Here is a 17,993-nt window from a genome sequence, read left to right on the forward strand (position 1 = left end):
ATCCCGATCCATTTTTCCTCGTTCCAGCATTGCTCTCACCACCTATTCCTATTTTACCGCGCTCAAACGAAAAAGCCCAGCTTTTGCTGGACTTTTTCGACAGACTGAGGCCGTCGGCATATGCCGACGGCCTTTTCCAGATGGTCGAGGTGACAGGATTTGAACCTGCGGCCTCTTCGTCCCGAACGAAGCGCTCTACCAAGCTGAGCCACACCTCGGATTCGCTGTCACTTTTCATTCAATCGTGACAGCTTTTATATTATATCGCGCAGTGCCCTTTCTGTCAACACCTTTTTTCGATTTTTTTAGATTTTTTCTATAAGCGCTGTAATCAGCCGTTGGAAGTCCGCGCCGCGCCGCGCTGCGATCTCGTTTACCTCTGCTCCGGAAAGCGGCTGCATCAGCACCCCGGCTGCCATATTGGTTATCATTGCCACTGCAACTACCGGCAAACCACAATGCGCCGCCGCAATAACTTCAAACACGGTAGACATGCCGACCGCATCCGCGCCCAGTGTGCGAAATGCACGAATCTCCGCCGGCGTTTCAAACTGCGGTCCGTTGACCCCACAGTATACACCGCGGCGCAGCACCAGACCACACGCATCGGCCGCTATCTGTGCTTTATCCCGAAGCGCAGGTGCATAAGCAAAGGTCATATCCGGAAAGCGCGTGCCGAGCTGCACATCATTCTCTCCGGTCAGCGGACTTTTACCCGTCATATTAATATGATCCTCGATCAGCATAAAGTCGCCAACCGAAAAACCGGTGTTAATGCCGCCGGAAGCGTTGGTCAGAATGAGCGCTTGTACGCCCAACGCGCGCATCACATATACCGGATATGCAATTTCATCCGGCGCATAGCCCTCATAGCCATGCAGCCGTCCCTGCATACACATAACACGCCTGCCCGCGAGCATGCCGCAAACCAATCGCCCTGCATGATCGGGCGCGGTCGAAATCCGGAAATGCGGAATTTCAGCATAGGCGATAATAACGGTATCCTGCAGTTGTTCGGCCAGCGGCCCCAGCCCGGAACCCAGCACCAGGCCAATCTCCGGCAGATACGGCAGCCGCGACCGGAGATAAGCTGCGGATTCCTCCACTTGCTTTTTGGTATTCATGTTGTCTCCCCCTTACAATCGACGAATGATCTCGTCCGTGCAGCGCTGTGTTTCCGCCTTTATTCGCTCAATGTCAATCGTAGTATAGGAGCCATCACGATACAGCACCTCGCCATCCACCATGGTCAGCTTGACATCCGCACCCTGCGCCGCATACACCACATTGCACGCCGCATCGGTCATGGGAGTAAACTGCGGTGTGTCCGTATCGATCACGCACAGATCGGCTCGGCAGCCGACGCGCAGCAGACCGCTGTCCTCTCTGCCCTGCGACAGTGCACCCGCACGCGTTGCCGCATGCAATGCCTGTGCCGGCGTAATGAGCGTCGAGTCATGGTAAAATCCCTTATATACCACGCCGAACAAATACACGTCCTGTAAAATATTCAGGTTGTTGTTAGACGCTGCGCCGTCTGTACCGAGCGCAATATTTATACCGCTATCGAGCATCTTAGGAATATTGGCGTAGCCGGATGCCAGCTTGAGATTGCTCGCCGGACAGCATGCTACCGTCACGCCGTGCGAACGAAGAATCTCAAAGTCCTCCCCTTCCAGCCAGACACAATGCGCCGCTGTTGTCGGCACATCAAATACGCCGTGCACCTGCATATATGCCGCAGGGGTCATGCCGTGACGCTGTTTGCACTCTTCATGCTCAGCCTGTGTCTCGGACAAATGGATATGCATGCGTGCGCCGTTCGCCTTGGCGTGCGCCGCGACCGCGTCGACCACCTTAGGGGTCGAGGTGTACTCTCCATGGATGCACAGGTCGCCAATCAAGCGGCCATCCCCTGCCCCATTCCATTCACCCAGCAGACGCAGGTTACCCTGATAAGCCGCCGTCTGCTCGTAAGTGCTGTCGTCAAACACCGTCAGCCCGCGGCTGAGGTTGCACTTGATTTTGCTCTCCAGAATGGCTTTTGTCATGCCATCGAGGAAAAAGTACATGTCGGAAAACGATACTGTGCCGCTTGCCAGCATTTCCGCAATGGCCAGCTGGGTGGCATAATAAGCCGCCTCATCGCTCAGCTGATCCTCAAAAGGAAATACACGCTCATTGAGCCAGCGCTGCAGCGGCAAGTTTTCCGCATAGCCGCGCAGCAGCGTCATCGGCGCGTGGCTGTGCACATTGTAGAAGCCCGGCATCAGCAGGCGGTGACGGCCGTCATAGCGCTCGTCGTAGTCTTCCTGCGGCTCCGTCTCTCCTATGTACGCAATACGGCCGTCCTTGATGCCGACATATTGTCCGCGCCGAAGCGCAAAGTTCTCATCCAAAAGGTCAATATTACAGAATAGCATTTGTTTCTCCTTTATCTTTCTTGGGGTGTAATACAGTCTCTTTTTCTTTTGCGGAGGAATTTCCCCAAATTCCGTTCATCGGCACGGCATAGGTGGAAAAACGCACGCCCAGCTCGGTGTTAAAGTGGTCAATAGATTTCATCAAACCGATGCATCCTACCTGAAACAGGTCATCCGGCGATTCGCCACGCCCTTGAAACCGCTGAATCACCGACAGCACCAGCCGCAAATTACCGCGAATCAGTTCATCCCGCGCCTGCTTATCGCCTTTGCCCGCACGCACCAGTAATTCGTCCGTTTTTGCCGCCGACAACGTCGGCAACCCCGATGTATTCACCCCGCAAATCTCTACTTTGGTTTGCATGGAAAAGTCCCTCCCGTCCTGCACACCCGATGTGCGTCTATCAGGATTTTCCCCTGCGGAAGGGCCGAATATACCGACGAAATATTTTGCCGAACGTCATGCTTCGACACACTTTTTCCCGTTTATGTGCTTTATGGCGTGTCTTACAGCAAATGATAATGTGGGATGATATCCTCGAACGTGCCGTCCTTCATACGAAAACCGCCCGGAATGACGCCCAACTGCTGAAAGCCCAGCTTTTTGTACAGCCGTAGTGCAGGCTCATTGGTTTTGACCACAGCATTGAACTGCAAAATACCAAACCCCAATTCTTTCGCTTTGCTCATGCAATGCCGCACCAATTTTTCTCCGATATGCTGCCCGCGCAGACTGCCTTTGACCGCATAGCTTGCGTTGCAGATATGCCCGCACCGACCGACGTTGTTCGGGTGCAGAATATACAGTCCAACGATTTTGCCGCTTTCCGCATCATACGCGATGCCCGTAAAGGACTGCTCAGAAAAAAATGCATGACCGCTTTGCGCATTCAGCAGCTCGGTCTGCGGAAAAGCGACGCCATCCTCCACAACCTCATTCCAAACCGCAGCCGCCTCCTGCGCATCCTGCTGCATGTACTGTTTGATTTCCACCTGCATGACACACACGCTCCCACTCGTTTTTGCGGTTCTATTGTACCGCATTTTATCCGTGCATGCAAGCGCCGCCGCCTATGCAAAATTCTTCAGAATATCCTTGCGCATGCGCGCAATAATGCGCTTTTCCAGCCGGGATATGTAGCTTTGCGAAATGCCCAGCAGCTCCGCGACCTCTTTCTGTGTCATCGATTCTGGCAATCCCAGCCCAAAGCGCAGCGAGATAATCTGCCGCTCACGTGCAGGCAGACGCTCGAGTGCGTGATGCACCAGCATGCGGTCGACATCGTCCTCAATCGGGCGCATGACGCTGTCCGGCTCTGTGCCGAGAATGTCACTGAGCAGCAGCTCATTCCCATCCCAGTCCGAGGACAGCGGCTCGTCAAACGAAACCTCGGTGCGTCGTCCCGCCAACTTGCGCAGATGCATCAGAATCTCGTTTTCAATACAGCGCGAAGCATAGGTTGCCAGCTTTACATTTTTATCGCTGCGATAGGTGCCGACCGCCTTAATCAGCCCAATCGTGCCAATCGAGATTAAGTCCTCCGTACTCACCGCCGCGGATTCAAATTTGCGCGCCAAAAACACCACCAGTCGCAGGTTATGCTCAATCAGCTTGTTGCGCGCCTGCTCATCCCCCGCCTGACAGGCCTCTACCGCCGCCTGCTCCTCCTCCGGCGAGAGCGGCGGCGGCAGCACCTCGCTGCCGCCGATGTAATAAACCGCACGCCGTTTCCATAGCCGCGCAAGCGTCTGCATAATCCATTTCAGTATCATATGTATTCTTCCTTTCAAACCCCAATTAGCCCATCATACGCTCCCTGACCAATGCCATCCGGCCCAATAGCGCACACACAGTCAAGCGTTGTCCCATCTGCGCGCTGCACACTGTCCGGTCGGAAATACAGCAGCAATCCACTCTCCACACCAACCGCCCGGTACGGCAGCAGTCCGAACCGACTTGTCGCTTCCGACGGCAGCGCAGCCAGACATGCGGCGGCATCCTTTTTCTGTGTCCACACCCGTTTTATTTCTTCGTCCAGCAGGCTGCATGCCGCCTCCCGTCCCAGCACCAGTACCGGACGGCCGGATACCGGTTCTACTAGGCTGTTTCCCGTGTCGTGCAGAAGACGAACCTCACGTTTCCGCCCATCAAATCGGACAGTCAACCGCTCGACCTCGCGGCGCAGTGGGCCATGCAATGCGTCTCCGCGCAGCAATATTCCACTGAGCGCGTACCCGGCAGCGGCAGCAAGCATCAGCACGCGAAATGGTACGGCAATGTAATATCCCGCGCCGAACAGCAGTTTCCGTCCGGTTGCCGCGCCAAGTGCCGCTGCCAGTCCTGCAAAGGATGCCGCGACCACGAAATACAGTGCACATACCCGTCCAAAGGCCGGTTTTCCACCAAATGCGGCGGCGCACATACCAATTCCGGCAAGCACGCGCAGCGGCAGCGCCGCCAAAGTCGGCAGAACAGCCGCCAATACCGCATATCCGCCGCCCAGCGCAGCTGCGGTCAGCCATCGGATGCGTCTGACACGCACACCACCGAGTGCTGCCGCAGCGAGCAGACTCGCGCCGTCCATCAGCACATTGACCGCGAACAGCACATCCAGATATACAACCATAGACCACCTCCGCCGAACTACATCTTATCACAATACGCGCACAATATTTGCCGAATGCGCACCGCGTCAACCACGCCAAAAGGCCGCACACCGGCTTGGTCCGATGTGCGGCCTTAAAAAGCCATATTCAGTTCTTGAGACTCTGGATAGGAGCCGGAATGCGTCCGCCGCGATGAATAAACTTTGCCGGCGAACCGGTTGCAATCGGCATGATAGGTGCAGAGCCCAGCAGGCCGCCGAATTCGACCATATCACCCACCTTTTTACCGATGGCGGGAATAACACGCACGGCCGTCGTCTTGGAGTTGACCACGCCGATAGCGATTTCGTCCGCAATCAGACCGGAGATGACCTCAGCGGTGGTGTCGCCCGGCACTGCAACCATGTCGATACCGACCGAGCAGACCGCAGTCATCGCTTCGAGTTTCTCGAGCGTCAGCGCGCCGGAAGCCGCCGCCGCAATCATACCCTCATCCTCGGAAACCGGAATGAACGCGCCCGACAGGCCGCCGACCGACGAGGATGCCATGACGCCGCCCTTCTTGACCGCGTCGTTGAGCATAGCGAGAATCGCGGTTGTGCCGCAGCTGCCGCAGACCTCCAGGCCGACTTCCTCCAAAATGCGCGCAACCGAGTCTCCAATCGCCGGAGTCGGTGCAAGAGACAAGTCGACAATACCGAACGGCACACCCAGACGCTCGCTGGCAATCGCACCGACCAGCTGACCCATACGCGTAATCTTGAACGCGGTCTTTTTGATGACCTCAGCCACCTCGTTAATGGAGCAGTCACCCGCGCGGCGGATAGCCGACTGCACCACACCCGGACCGGAAACGCCGACGTTGATAACGGTCTCCGGCTCACCGATGCCGTGGAACGCGCCCGCCATAAACGGGTTGTCATCCACCGCGTTGGCGAACACAACGAGCTTGGAGCAGCCCATCGAATCGTTGTCTTTCGTCAGTTCTGCGGTCTGCTTGATGATACGGCCCATCAGGCCGATAGCGTCCAGATTGACACCCGCCTTGGTGGAGGCAACATTGACCGACGAGCAGACCAGACTGGTCTCGGCCAGTGCTTCCGGAATGGAATGAATCAGAATTTCGTCACCCTTGGCAAAGCCCTTTTGCACCAGCGCGGAAAAGCCGCCGACAAAGTTCACGCCGGTCGCACTTGCCGCGCGGTCAAGCGCCTTGGCAAGCGGCACATAGCTGTTTGCATTCGTCACCGCGCCAATCATGGCGATAGGTGTGACCGAAATACGCTTGTTGATGATCGGAATGCCGAGCTCCCGCTCGATCTGCTCGCCCGTGGAAACCAGCTTTTCCGCGCGGCGGGTGATCTTGTCATACACCTTATCCGCCAGCACATTGATATCGTCGCTGGCCAAATCACGCAGCGAGATACCCATAGTGATAGTACGGATATCGAGGTGTTCCTCCTCGATCATCTTGATGGTTTCCAGAATGTCCTTGGTATTGATCATTGACATGGACGGCACCTCAAATCTTGTGCATCGCGTCGAAGATATCCTCGTGCATGGTATGAATTTTCATGCCGAGCGCCTCGCCGTCCTTGTCCAGAACATCAGCCAACTGGGTGAAGTCCACCGTACACTTGTCGATATTGACCAGCATGACCATGGCGAACATATCCTCCATGACATTCTGAGAAATATCAACGATGTTGACCTCATGCTTGTACAGAGTTTCGGAAATTCTGGCAATGATGCCGGTGCGGTCCTTACCGACCACCGTGATAACTGCGCGCATATTTTTTCCTCCGATTTATATATTTTTTTGAATAACAAACTATCAGCCGGTCTTTTATCGGAACACCGGCGGTGCAGATGTTTCCATCTGTCCCTGCCCTGCCTCGACAATGGTATTGATGATGCTGTTGGACACCAGAAAGCCCTTTTCAGTCAGATACCAACGAGCCCCTTGGTGCGCAACCAGTTCCTGTCCCATCAGGCTGCGAAACGCTTCTTCATATGGCGTCGAGTCGATATTGTACCGTTTTTCCAGATCGATGAAATCCACGCCCTCTGCCGTGCGCAAGCGCACCATCAGGTATTCGCCCTGCCGTTGGAAGGTCGGCACCTCGTCCTCGTCCCGCAGGATATCCTCACCGTTTATGTATGCCTTAATATCCCTTGCAAACTCGAACCGACGTCCGTTTATGAACGAATGTGCCCCTGGCCCCAGGCCCAGATACTCGGACAAATCCCAATACTTTGCATTGTGCCGCGAACGAAAGCCGGGCTTGGCAAAATTCGAAATTTCATAATGCTCAAACCCGTTCTTGCGCAGCAGATCACACATAGCAAGATAAGTATCTGCCTGCGCGTCGTCATCCGGCAGAACGGGGTTTTCCCGCCCCATCGGCGTGGCAGGCTCAAGCTTCAAGCCGTAGCACGACAAATGCTTCGGTCCGAGCGCCAGACACTGCTCAACCGAGTCGAGGAATTTTTCCTGCGTCTGGCCCGGCAGACCGTACATCAGATCAAGGCTGATGTTGTCAAAGCCCTTCTCCCGCGCCAAATCCACCGCAGTTTTAGCCTGTTCAAACGTATGGATGCGTCCGATACGTTTGAGCTCGTCCTCCTGCGCGGACTGCACGCCGAAGGACAGACGGTTGACACCATGTTTTTTCATCGCGTCAAGCACCTTTTTATCCGTGCTCTCCGGATTGCACTCGACCGTAATCTCTGCGTCGTCCGCAAGCGGAAATTTATTGCGCACCTCCTGCAGGATGCGGCCAAGATACTTCGGTCCCAGACAGGTCGGCGTGCCGCCGCCGACATACACAGTGTCCACCGTGTAGCCGCTGCACGTTTTCCCGTATTCGCGAATATGCGTCAGCAGCGCCGAAACGTAATTTTTCATCAACTCTGCATCAGTCACGGAATAAAAATCACAGTAAGCACATTTTTTTACACAGAACGGAATGTGCAGATACAACCCCAAAGGCCGATTATTATAACTGAATTTGCTCATGATTCCTCATCCAGCTTCAAGACCGCCATGAACGCTTCGGTCGGAATCTGCACCGTGCCGAGCGAACGCATCTTTTTCTTACCTTCCTTTTGTTTTTCCAACAGCTTTTTCTTTCGCGTGATGTCGCCGCCGTAGCACTTAGCCAGCACATCCTTGCGCATCGCCTTGACTGTCTCGCGTGCGATGACCTTGCCGCCGATTGCCGCCTGAATCGGCACCTCGAACAGCTGACGCGGGATATTCTCCTTGAGCTTTTCGCAGATACGGCGCGCACGGCCGTATGCCTTTTCACGGTGCACAATAAACGAAAGTGCATCTACCTGGTCACCGTTGAGCAGCATATCCACCTTAACCAAATCGCTCGGTCGGTAATCGAGGAACTCGTAGTCCAGCGAAGCGTAGCCGCGAGTACGTGCCTTAAGTGCGTCGAAAAAGTCGTAAATAATTTCGTTTATCGGCATTTCGTAATGCAGCTCTACCAGATTGGCATCCAGATACTGCATATCCTTAAATACGCCGCGTCGCTCCTGACACATCGGCATGATGTTGCCGACATATTCCTGCGGCGTCATGATGGTCGCCTTGACAAATGGCTCACGCGCCTCTTCGATGAGACCCGGATCGGGATAATCATGCGGATTGTCGCACTGGACGACCGTGCCGTCGGTCTTGACAATTTCATAAACCACGCTCGGCAGTGTCGTGACCAAATCGAGGTCAAACTCACGCTCCAGTCGCTCCTGAATAACCTCCATGTGCAGCATGCCTAGGAAACCGCAGCGGAAACCAAATCCCAGCGCCACCGAGCTTTCCGGCTCGAAGGACAACGCCGCGTCGTTGAGCTGCAATTTCTCCAGCGCATCCCGCAGGTCGGGATATTTGGAGCCGTCCTCGGTATAAATACCGCAGAACACCATGGGCCGCGCAGGACGATAACCCGGCAGAGCCTCCGCCGTCGGGCGTTCAGCCTCGGTGACCGTGTCGCCGACGCGAGTGTCGGATACAGTCTTGATGGATGCGGTAAAGTAACCGACCTCACCCGCGCACAGCTCCTGCTGCGGGGACAGTCCGAGCGGCAGCATATAGCCGCATTCGAGTACCTGAAACGTCGCTCCGGTTGCCATCATCTTGACTTTCATGCCCGGACGGATACACCCCTCCATCAGACGCATGTAGACGATAACCCCTTTATAGGGGTCGTACTGGCTGTCGAATATCAGTGCGCGCAGCAGCGCGTCCGGATCGCCCGTCGGCGCAGGGATGTCCGACACGATGCGCTCCAGCACGGAATGGATGTTGATATTCATTTTTGCAGAAATCTCCGGGCTGTCCTCAGCCGGGATGCCGATGATATCCTCAATTTCCTGCTTGACGCGCGGCGCATCCGCAGCCGGCAGGTCAATCTTATTGATAACCGGCACAACCTCCAACCCCGCGTCAATCGCAAGATAGGTGTTGCCCAGCGTCTGCGCCTCGATACCCTGCGCCGCGTCCACAACCAGCAGCGCGCCTTCGCACGCAGCCAGTGAGCGGGAGACCTCATAATTGAAGTCAACATGCCCCGGCGTGTCGATGAGGTTCATCTCATAGGTTTTGCCGTCATCCGCCTCATATTCCATGCGCACAGCGCGCGCCTTAATCGTGATGCCGCGTTCGCGCTCCAGATCCATATTGTCGAGTAACTGCTCCTCCATCTCGCGCTGGGATACCGCTTTGCACTGCTCAAGCAGGCGATCGGCAAGTGTAGACTTACCGTGGTCAATGTGCGCGATAATGGAGAAATTACGAATTTGCTCGCGATTTTTCACCCCGAAAGCTCCTTATCTGTTCCATAATAGCAATATGGAAATATTATAACACGTTCCCGCCTGTCTCACAAGCGTTCTTTTCCGGTTTACCGGCTCCCCATCATTGTTCTGTTTTTTTGCACAAATTTGATTTTCTTTTGCTTCAGATTTGATACGACTACGCTATGATAAGAATGTAGACAGCCACATTCTTTTCTCTTTTCCTTATACTCTTCCCAACTGCAGAGGCGGCTTTGGCCGCCTCTGCATATTTTTTCATAAAATGCTTGCATTCTTGCTTTTGCGGGTATATACTGTGTTCAGCAAAGCATTTGACTGCTGTGCTAAAACCGAATATCAGGATTCTTCAGGGCAGGGTGCAATTCCCTACCGGCGGTACAGCCCGCGAGCGGACGCTTTTTCAAAGCGAATGCATGATTCGGTGAAACTCCGAAGCCGACAGTATAGTCTGGATGAAAGAAGAATGTGCGAAAAACGGCTTTTGCTCCGTTTTCGCTTATTTGCTGTTCTGAAACGCATTTTGTGTTTCAGATTTTTTGTTTTTATGGCGTTTCGCCCCGAAGCCTCTGCTTTCGGGGCGTTTTTTCATTTTACAGCCCGTACAGGCTGTTCTGACGAGGTGATCCGATTGCAAAACCAAACGGAAACTTACATGCGCCGCGCACTCGATCTGGCCAAACGCGGCGCAGGACATGTCAGCCCCAACCCGATGGTTGGCTGCGTCATCGTTAAAAACGGACGCATCATCGGCGAAGGCTGGCATGAATACTGCGGTGGCCTGCACGCCGAGCGCAACGCGCTGAAAAACTGCACCGAGGACCCGGCAGGCGCAGACCTATACGTCACGCTTGAGCCATGCTGCCACTGGGGCCGCACCCCTCCCTGCACAGAGGCCATTCTCGAAAAGCACATTGGACGTGTATTCGTCGGCTGTCTGGACGCAAATCCGCTTGTTGCCGGCAAGGGCGCACAGATTCTGCGGGACGCAGGCATTCCTGTCGAAACCGGCATCTGCGAAAACGAGTGCCGCCAGCTCAACGAGGTATTCTTCCACTTTATCACAAGCAAAACCCCGTATGTTGTACTCAAATACGCCATGACGCTGGACGGCAAAATTGCCGCGTACACCGGTGACAGCCGCTGGGTAACGGACGAAGCCGCCCGCCATCACGTACACGAGACACGCGCACGCCTGTCCGGCATCATGGTTGGCGTCGGCACCGTGCTGGCAGACGACCCATTGCTCACTTGCCGCATCGAGGGCGGACACAACCCATGCCGCATTGTCTGTGACAGTCACGCGCGCACGCCGCTGGACTCCCAACTTGTCCGCACCGCGCACGAAATCGACACAGTCATCGCCGTGACCGAATGGAACGAGCGCGCCACGGCACTCAAAAAAGCGGGCGCACACCTATTGCTATGTAACGCCCAAAACGGCAAAGTGGACCTAAACGACCTGATGCGGCAGCTTGGCGCACGCGGGTTGGACAGCATCCTGCTGGAAGGCGGCGCAGAACTTGCGTTTGCAGCGCTCGAGACAGGCATTGTTCATAAGGTGCAGGCGTACATCGCACCCAAACTGATTGGCGGCAGTACCGCCAAAACGCCGCTTGGTGGCGCAGGTTTCGCCCGTATGGCGGACGCTTTGACACTCAAAAACGTAACCGTCACGCCGCTGGGTACGGACATCCTGCTTGAGGGGGTGCTGTAATATGTTTACCGGCATCATCGAAGAAATCGGCACCGTACGCCGTATTGAACGCGGCGCCGCAGGCGCAAGACTTACTATCGCGGCAAAAACCGTGCTGGAAGGCACCAAGCTCGGCGACAGCATCGCCACCAACGGCGTGTGTCTGACCGTTGTTGCGATGACAGCGGACAGCTTCAGCGCGGACGTCATGGCTGAGTCGCTGCGGCGCTCCAGCCTCGGCGCACTGCAAAGCGGCTCACCGGTCAATCTGGAACGCGCAATGCCCATGAATGGGCGTTTCGGCGGACATATCGTATCCGGTCACATTGACGGCACCGGCACAATTGCATCCCAAAAGCGCGAGGATAACGCAGTCTGGGTGACCGTGAACACCTCTGCTTCCCTGCTGCGATATATCGTGGAAAAAGGCTCGATTGCAATTGACGGCGTAAGTCTGACGGTCGCAGCGGTGGACCAAACCGGTTTCTCCGTATCCATCATCTCGCACACAGGCGCACAGACCATCCTGCTGGACAAAAAGCCGGGCGAGACGGTCAATTTAGAGTGCGACGTTATCGGGAAATATGTTGAAAAGCTGCTTGCACCGTATGCACCGGCTGAAAAATCCACTTCAAGCAGCATCACTATGGAATTTCTGGCCCAACACGGGTTCTAAAACAATAAAAGGAGGACAATCCATATGAAACAGCAATATTGCACGGTCGAAGAGGCGCTGGATGAACTGCGCGCCGGCCGCATCATCATCTCCATCGATGACCCCGACCGCGAAAACGAAGGCGATATGATTTGTGCCGCCCAGTTTGCCACCACTGAGAATGTCAACTTTATGGCGACATATGCCAAGGGCCTGATCTGCACGCCGATGAGCGAAACCGTGGCGCAGCGGCTGGGGCTCGAACAAATGGCCAAGGTCAACACCGACAACCATCAGACTGCGTTCACCGTCTCGGTAGACCATGTGGATACGACCACTGGCATTTCCGCAGAGGAACGCGGCTACACCTGCCGCATGTGCGCCGACCCCAACGCCAAGCCGTCAGACCTGCGTCGTCCCGGCCATGTATTTCCGTTAGTGGCACGCTACGGTGGTGTGCTTACCCGCAACGGACACACCGAGGCAACCGTTGACTTGTGCCGACTGGCCGGGCTGGAAGAATGCGGCCTGTGCTGCGAAATCATGCGCGATGACGGCACGATGATGCGCACGACCGAGCTGCTTGAACATGCAGCAAAGTGGGGGCTCAAGGTCATCACAATCAAAGCGCTGCAGGATTACTGCCGCCGCCACGACAAGCATGTCGTGCGCGAAGCCTGCGCCAAACTGCCAACCCGCTTCGGCGAGTTCCAGATTTACGGCTACATCAACGACCTGACCGGCGAGCATCATGTGGCGCTGGTTAAGGGAGACATCGGAGACGGCAAAAACCTGCTGTGCCGTGTGCATTCGGAATGCCTGACGGGCGACGTGTTCGGCTCGCGCCGCTGCGACTGCGGCCAACAGCTTGCAGCCGCCATGCAGCAAATCGATCGCGAAGGGCGCGGCGTGCTGCTCTATATGCGGCAGGAGGGCCGCGGCATCGGTCTTATCAACAAGCTCAAGGCATATGAACTGCAGGAACAGGGCTGGGATACCGTTGAAGCCAACGTCAAACTCGACTTTGCACCCGACCTGCGCGAATACTGGATCGGCGCACAGATTTTGCAGGACCTTGGCGCAAAGGAACTGCGTCTGTTAACCAATAACCCGGAAAAAATCTACGGTCTGGATGGTTTCGGTGTGGAAATCGTCGAGCGTGTCCCGATTGAGATTGACCCGCAGGAAGATGATGCGTTCTATCTGCGCACCAAGCAGATTAAGATGGGCCATCTGTTCAAGCACATGCTGTAATCATAATCTATAACGTCATTGGAGGAAGGAAAAATGAAAGTACTGGAAGGAAAACTGGTTGCCGGCAAAGGTAAATTCGCCATCGTTACATCGCGTTTTAATGAATTCATCGTCTCCAAGCTGATTTCAGGCGCAGAGGACACACTCGTGCGTCACGGCGTAGACACCGATGACATTACACTTGTCTGGGTGCCGGGCGCATTTGAAATCCCGCTTGCAGCGCTCAAACTCGCGCAGTCGGGTCAATACTGCGCCGTTCTCTGCCTTGGCGCGGTTATCCGCGGCTCGACCTCGCACTATGACTATGTCTGCAGCGAGGTTTCCAAGGGTGTGGCGCAGGTCAACCTGCAGACCGGCGTGCCGACCACCTTTGGCGTCCTGACCACCGAAAACATCGAGCAGGCCATCGAGCGCGCCGGCACCAAGGCCGGAAACAAGGGCGCAGATGCCGCTATGGCTGCGCTCGAACTTGCCAATCTGCTGCCGCAGCTTTAACATCCATCCCCGCTTAAATAAAGTGCTGAAAGACTTGTCGCCTGCAAGCTGTGGGTGGCAAGTCTTTTGTCTGCTTCTGTTACAATTTCAGAGTAATTCAGAACCGTCGCATGAACTGCCTCAACCAAATATCTGCGACAAAATCATCATTTCCATCCCCGTTAGCACTTCACTCCGACAGCCATATAACAAGCACAGCACTTTTCTTTCCACCCACAATGTCGAATGCTCTCGAAAAAAATCTATTTTTGTGATAAACTATTCTTATCCAATGAGAAACGGGGCGTTTGTCAATGCAGATTCATCAGCTTACCTATTTTGTGACCGTCGCAGAGCAAGGCAGCATCAACAAAGCTGCGAAAAAACTGTTTGTGACCCAGCCCAATCTGAGCAAAGCCATCAGCAATCTGGAAAACGAACTGAAGGTGCGCATCTTTAATCGCACCAATAAAGGCGTTGCGCTGACCGATGAGGGAAAAAAGCTGTATCAGTATGCGCGTACTATCCTCAATCAGATGGAACTGATTCAAGGCTTATCCTCCAAAGAGCGCCCGCGCATTCTTTCGATTGCTTCCTATCCCCTCATCACCATGGGACGGCTTATCAGCGAATTTTATAATGCACATAAGCAAGAGGATATCTCCCTAAAGCTGGTAGAGCAGCGCATGCAGCAGGTGATCGAAAGTGTGGAAAGCGGAGAGGCTGAAATTGGATTTGTAATGAGCAACAACGTACAGGCTAAAGAGCTCAAGCATATGCTGCACTTCAAAAATCTTGTTTTCAATGCCTTGGGAGAGGATACCTGGTATGCCAACATTGGCCCCCACAATCCATTATATGTGCAAAATGAAGTTACGATGGAGCAGCTTTTACAATATCCCATCGTGCGACTTCCCGACGACTATTTCTCCAACCTGACCTTTTATCTGGAAATCGACGGTATTCGGCTGACTGAACATAAAAAAGTGGTGTATGTCAGCGATAGTGCCGCCATCCTTGCGCTGCTCAGCACAACCGATGTGTTCCGGTTCGGCCCAGGGCTGAGCGCGCCGGATTACGCGCGCTACGGCATCAAGACCATTCCCATCCGAAACTGCAATGTAAAAATCAACGTTGGCTGGCTGCAGAGGAAGAGAGAACTGCTTAGCCCGGAGGCACAAGCCTTCGTCAAACTTCTCAACGGGCTGTATTCGTCGCCATCCGCAGCCCATTGAACAGGAAAGACGTTATAACCTGTTATGCAAAATAGTTATGACTGCGTTATAACTATTATTTAATTGACAGCAGAATGCAATCTTGCTATAGTTAAAACACCAAAGCAAAGGCGCTGTGTTTGTACACAGCGCCTTTTTCTTTGTACAAAAATACCAATTTTCTTTCGCACACCATTTCACTTTTACCATTACGCATCATTTATAACTGCATTATAATTTTTTCGATTTGGACACGTAAAAAAGTTACATGGTATGCTGAAACCAAGAAAGGATGAGGGATATGACACCGGTTCTGGCGCTCACCGTTTTGTTATGTATCTATGCTGCAGGAGAATTGATTGCACAGCGGACCAAAGCAGTTTTTTTCTACCGTGCTTGGCATTGCGCTTATTCTGCTTGCCGGATTCTGGAGCGGCCTGCTACCACGCTCCTTAATCGAGGATGCACAGGTGACCGGCTTTGGCAATGTGATTGCAGGTCTTCTAATCGTTTCTCTGGGCACCACAATCGACTTTGCCGAATTGCGTCGTCAGTGGAAGGTGGTTCTCACCGCCCTATTCTGTGTTTGCGGCGCGGTCGCTGTGATTATTTTAATTGGTATGCCCCTGATTGGCCGCGATATGGCCATTGCCGGTGCTCCTATCTTCGCCGGCGGCAGCGCGGCTACACTGATTATGACCAGTGCACTTGACGAAATGGGGCTTACTCAGGCCAGCACCTTCTGCATTGTGCTTTATGTCACGCAAAAATTCATCGGCGTGCCCATCGCTTCGCTCTTGCTGCGACGTACCGCCCGGCGATTCCGGGAAGATGCTAAGCTGGTCGCAGAATATAGCGAAGCGCAGCAAGGATCAACCGCGACCAAAAAGCGCGGCCCGCTCGGTTTGCCGCCCGCATTTGCCCGCCCGTCCGTCTATCTCGCAAAACTGGGGCTTACGGCACTGGTCGCCTACTATCTTTCCCAATTGACCGGTGGTGTCATTCACTACTATGTGCTCTGCCTGATTATGGGTGCCGTATTTTTCGCGGCGGGCTTTTTGGAGAAAGGGATTCTGGAGAAAACCAAGTCCAGTTCCCTGATTACATTTTTTGTGACCATTTTGATTTTCTCCAATTTGTCCACCACAACGCCGCAGCAGGTTTTATCCGTTTTACCTGCACTGCTGCTTTCCGCAATCTGTGGCGTCGGCGGCATCGTAATTGTCGGCTTTGCCTGCGCCAAACTGCTGCACATTCCCTTTGCACTGTCAATTTCCCTTGGCATCAGCTGCACCTTCGGCTTCCCCACTACTATGCTGATCCCACAAGAGGTTGCGGAAGCATTTGGCCGCACCGAACAGGAAAAAGCTGCTATACTCAATTATTTATTGCCAAAAATGCTGACAGCAGGATTTGTCACCGTTACTATTGCCTCGGTTTTACTGGCGGGTATTGCGGTACGTATGCTGTAAGCAGATAAAAAGGAGGACTCCCCATGGAACAAATTTTTGATCAAATCCGCCGTTATATCGACGGAAACCGCAAACCTATGCTTTCCCTTTGGGAAGAACTGGTCAATACGGAAAGTGGCTCGCGCCAACTGGACGGTGTAACCGCCGTTTGCAACATCCTGCGCCGCGAATTGGAGGGCACCGGCGCCAAAACGCGCGTCATTCCGATGGAAAACGCCGGCGATGTCTTGATCGGTGAATGGAACAGCGAAAGCACTAAGGCGCCGCTGCTTTTTATCGGACATATGGATACGGTTTTTAAGGAAGGCGCTGCAACGGAAAACCCCTTCCGCATTGATGAAAACGGCTTTGCACACGGTCCGGGCGTACTGGATATGAAAGCCGGTCTGGTAATTGCGGTGTATGCAATCAAGGCGCTGACCGAAGCCGGATTCCGCGACCGCCCCATTAAGTGCATTTTCGCCGGTGACGAAGAAAATCTGCACATGTTCTCCAACGCCAAGGAAGTGATGGCTTTCGAAGCGGTCGGCGCTCTGGCTGCATTTAATTTTGAAACCGGCTACATGGACAACCGCTTTGTTGTCGGTCGCAAAGGCGGCGGACCGGTCACAATCACCGTACATGGCGTCGCTGCACATTCCGGCATCGCGCCCGAAAAAGGACGCTCCGCCATTTTGGAAGCTGCACACAAAATCGCAGCTCTGGAGGCCTATAACGACTTTTCCCGTGGCCGCCTTATCAACTGCGGCAAAATTACCGGTGGAATGGGAGAGAACACAATCCCGGATCAGTGCACCATCCACATTGGCATCCGCTTTCCTACAACCGAGATTAAAAACGAGATTCTGACCGAGCTGGAACGGGTCACCGCAAACAGTACGGTACCGGATACTTGGGCAGAGCTGGATATCAGCCGCCTGATGAGCTGCATGGATACAACCGACGGTGTCATGGCGTTGTTCGGACATTTGAAAAAGACGGCGCAGTCCTGCGGCTTTGGAGAAATTGACTGTTTTCAAGTAGGCGGTTTGTCTGATTCCGGAATCACGGTCGCATGCGGTGTTCCTACGGTGTGCGGCATGGGCGCGCGCGGCGAGGGCAACCACACGCCTGATGAATACGCAGAAGTAGAATCCATGTTCCAGCGATGCATTCTGGCCGCCTGTGCCGCATGTACGCTGGAAGATGATTTCACCAAGGGATAAAAGAGATATCAAAGGAGGAAAAGCAGATGAAAGAAAAAAGCGAAGAAAACAAGGAAAAAAAGGTCTGTCCCAAATTTTGTGTAAACACTGCCGGGCAGTGCAAAATAGAGCCAAAATAATTTAAGGCGGGAGCGGCGCCAGCTGCTGATGCCTTGTCTACAAAATAACA

General features: G+C 54.1%; 17 protein-coding genes, 1 tRNA gene, 1 pseudogene and 1 riboswitch. Of the genes and pseudogenes, 7 read left to right on the forward strand and 12 right to left on the reverse strand.

Annotated features, from left to right (window positions below; translation table 11 throughout):
- Window positions 1-141 precede the first annotated feature (141 nt).
- The 11 genes and pseudogenes from ACTQ34_RS15160 to lepA form a co-directional block, all read right to left on the reverse strand.
- Window positions 142-218: transfer RNA gene (locus ACTQ34_RS15160), tRNA-Pro, on the reverse strand.
- 87 nt (window positions 219-305) lie between these two features.
- Complete coding sequence (locus ACTQ34_RS15165; protein WP_441364524.1) at window positions 306-1,124, reverse strand: purine-nucleoside phosphorylase; 819 nt, start codon at window positions 1,122-1,124, stop codon at window positions 306-308.
- A 12-nt stretch (window positions 1,125-1,136) separates the two neighbouring features.
- Complete coding sequence (locus ACTQ34_RS15170) at window positions 1,137-2,423, reverse strand: amidohydrolase (protein ID WP_441364525.1); 1,287 nt, start codon at window positions 2,421-2,423, stop codon at window positions 1,137-1,139.
- Between the two features lie 76 nt (window positions 2,424-2,499).
- A pseudogene (locus tag ACTQ34_RS15175) lies at window positions 2,500-2,787 on the reverse strand (sigma-70 family RNA polymerase sigma factor); the annotation flags it as partial.
- A 143-nt stretch (window positions 2,788-2,930) separates the two neighbouring features.
- Window positions 2,931-3,422, reverse strand: coding sequence for a GNAT family N-acetyltransferase (locus ACTQ34_RS15180; RefSeq protein WP_441364526.1), 492 nt, complete (start codon window positions 3,420-3,422; stop codon window positions 2,931-2,933).
- Window positions 3,423-3,494: 72 nt separating this feature from the next.
- On the reverse strand, window positions 3,495-4,196 hold the full coding sequence (gene sigE, locus ACTQ34_RS15185; RefSeq protein ID WP_441364527.1) for an RNA polymerase sporulation sigma factor SigE: 702 nt from the start codon (window positions 4,194-4,196) through the stop codon (window positions 3,495-3,497).
- A 14-nt stretch (window positions 4,197-4,210) separates the two neighbouring features.
- Window positions 4,211-5,050, reverse strand: a complete 840-nt coding sequence (locus ACTQ34_RS15190; RefSeq protein WP_441364528.1) for a sigma-E processing peptidase SpoIIGA — start codon at window positions 5,048-5,050, stop codon at window positions 4,211-4,213.
- Window positions 5,051-5,177: 127 nt separating this feature from the next.
- The gene (locus tag ACTQ34_RS15195) at window positions 5,178-6,536 is read right to left on the reverse strand and encodes a PFL family protein (protein WP_441364538.1); all 1,359 of its coding nucleotides are present in this window, start codon (window positions 6,534-6,536) and stop codon (window positions 5,178-5,180) included.
- Between the two features lie 16 nt (window positions 6,537-6,552).
- Window positions 6,553-6,822, reverse strand: coding sequence for an ACT domain-containing protein (locus ACTQ34_RS15200; RefSeq protein WP_373164674.1), 270 nt, complete (start codon window positions 6,820-6,822; stop codon window positions 6,553-6,555).
- A gap of 54 nt (window positions 6,823-6,876) precedes the next feature.
- The gene (gene hemW / locus ACTQ34_RS15205; protein ID WP_441364529.1) at window positions 6,877-8,049 is read right to left on the reverse strand and encodes a radical SAM family heme chaperone HemW; all 1,173 of its coding nucleotides are present in this window, start codon (window positions 8,047-8,049) and stop codon (window positions 6,877-6,879) included.
- Window positions 8,046-9,857 carry a translation elongation factor 4 gene (gene lepA, locus ACTQ34_RS15210; RefSeq protein WP_441364530.1) on the reverse strand — a complete coding sequence of 604 codons (1,812 nt, stop codon included), beginning with the start codon at window positions 9,855-9,857 and terminating at the stop codon, window positions 8,046-8,048. Before lepA ends, hemW begins: the two co-directional genes overlap by 4 nt.
- A 338-nt stretch (window positions 9,858-10,195) precedes the next feature.
- Window positions 10,196-10,325: riboswitch (FMN riboswitch) on the forward strand.
- Between the two features lie 184 nt (window positions 10,326-10,509).
- On the opposite strand from lepA, the gene ribD reads away from it, so the two are divergent.
- From ribD to ACTQ34_RS15245, 7 genes are all read left to right on the forward strand, one after another.
- The gene (ribD, locus tag ACTQ34_RS15215; RefSeq protein ID WP_441364539.1) at window positions 10,510-11,571 is read left to right on the forward strand and encodes a bifunctional diaminohydroxyphosphoribosylaminopyrimidine deaminase/5-amino-6-(5-phosphoribosylamino)uracil reductase RibD; all 1,062 of its coding nucleotides are present in this window, start codon (window positions 10,510-10,512) and stop codon (window positions 11,569-11,571) included.
- Window position 11,572: 1 nt separating this feature from the next.
- The gene (locus tag ACTQ34_RS15220; protein ID WP_441364531.1) at window positions 11,573-12,226 is read left to right on the forward strand and encodes a riboflavin synthase; all 654 of its coding nucleotides are present in this window, start codon (window positions 11,573-11,575) and stop codon (window positions 12,224-12,226) included.
- Window positions 12,227-12,250: 24 nt separating this feature from the next.
- Window positions 12,251-13,459: a bifunctional 3,4-dihydroxy-2-butanone-4-phosphate synthase/GTP cyclohydrolase II gene (locus ACTQ34_RS15225; protein WP_441364532.1), complete on the forward strand. Its 1,209-nt coding sequence runs from the start codon at window positions 12,251-12,253 to the stop codon at window positions 13,457-13,459.
- 33 nt (window positions 13,460-13,492) lie between these two features.
- On the forward strand, window positions 13,493-13,954 hold the full coding sequence (ribH, locus tag ACTQ34_RS15230) for a 6,7-dimethyl-8-ribityllumazine synthase (RefSeq protein WP_441364533.1): 462 nt from the start codon (window positions 13,493-13,495) through the stop codon (window positions 13,952-13,954).
- Window positions 13,955-14,247: 293 nt separating this feature from the next.
- On the forward strand, window positions 14,248-15,168 hold the full coding sequence (locus ACTQ34_RS15235; RefSeq protein ID WP_441364534.1) for a LysR family transcriptional regulator: 921 nt from the start codon (window positions 14,248-14,250) through the stop codon (window positions 15,166-15,168).
- 338 nt (window positions 15,169-15,506) lie between these two features.
- Window positions 15,507-16,619 (forward strand): hypothetical protein, encoded by a 1,113-nt coding sequence (locus tag ACTQ34_RS15240; RefSeq protein WP_441364535.1) that lies wholly within the window; start codon window positions 15,507-15,509, stop codon window positions 16,617-16,619.
- Window positions 16,620-16,642: 23 nt separating this feature from the next.
- The gene (locus ACTQ34_RS15245) at window positions 16,643-17,824 is read left to right on the forward strand and encodes a M20 family metallopeptidase (protein WP_441364536.1); all 1,182 of its coding nucleotides are present in this window, start codon (window positions 16,643-16,645) and stop codon (window positions 17,822-17,824) included.
- Here ACTQ34_RS15245 and ACTQ34_RS15250 read toward each other — a convergent pair.
- Window positions 17,811-17,993: hypothetical protein (locus ACTQ34_RS15250; protein WP_441364537.1), on the reverse strand; the 183-nt coding region annotated here is incomplete at its 5' end. The genes ACTQ34_RS15245 and ACTQ34_RS15250 overlap by 14 nt on opposite strands.

Origin of the sequence: Agathobaculum sp. LCP25S3_E8 (assembly GCF_052117165.1) — a bacterium.
Classification (GTDB): Bacteria; Bacillota; Clostridia; order Oscillospirales; family Butyricicoccaceae; genus Agathobaculum.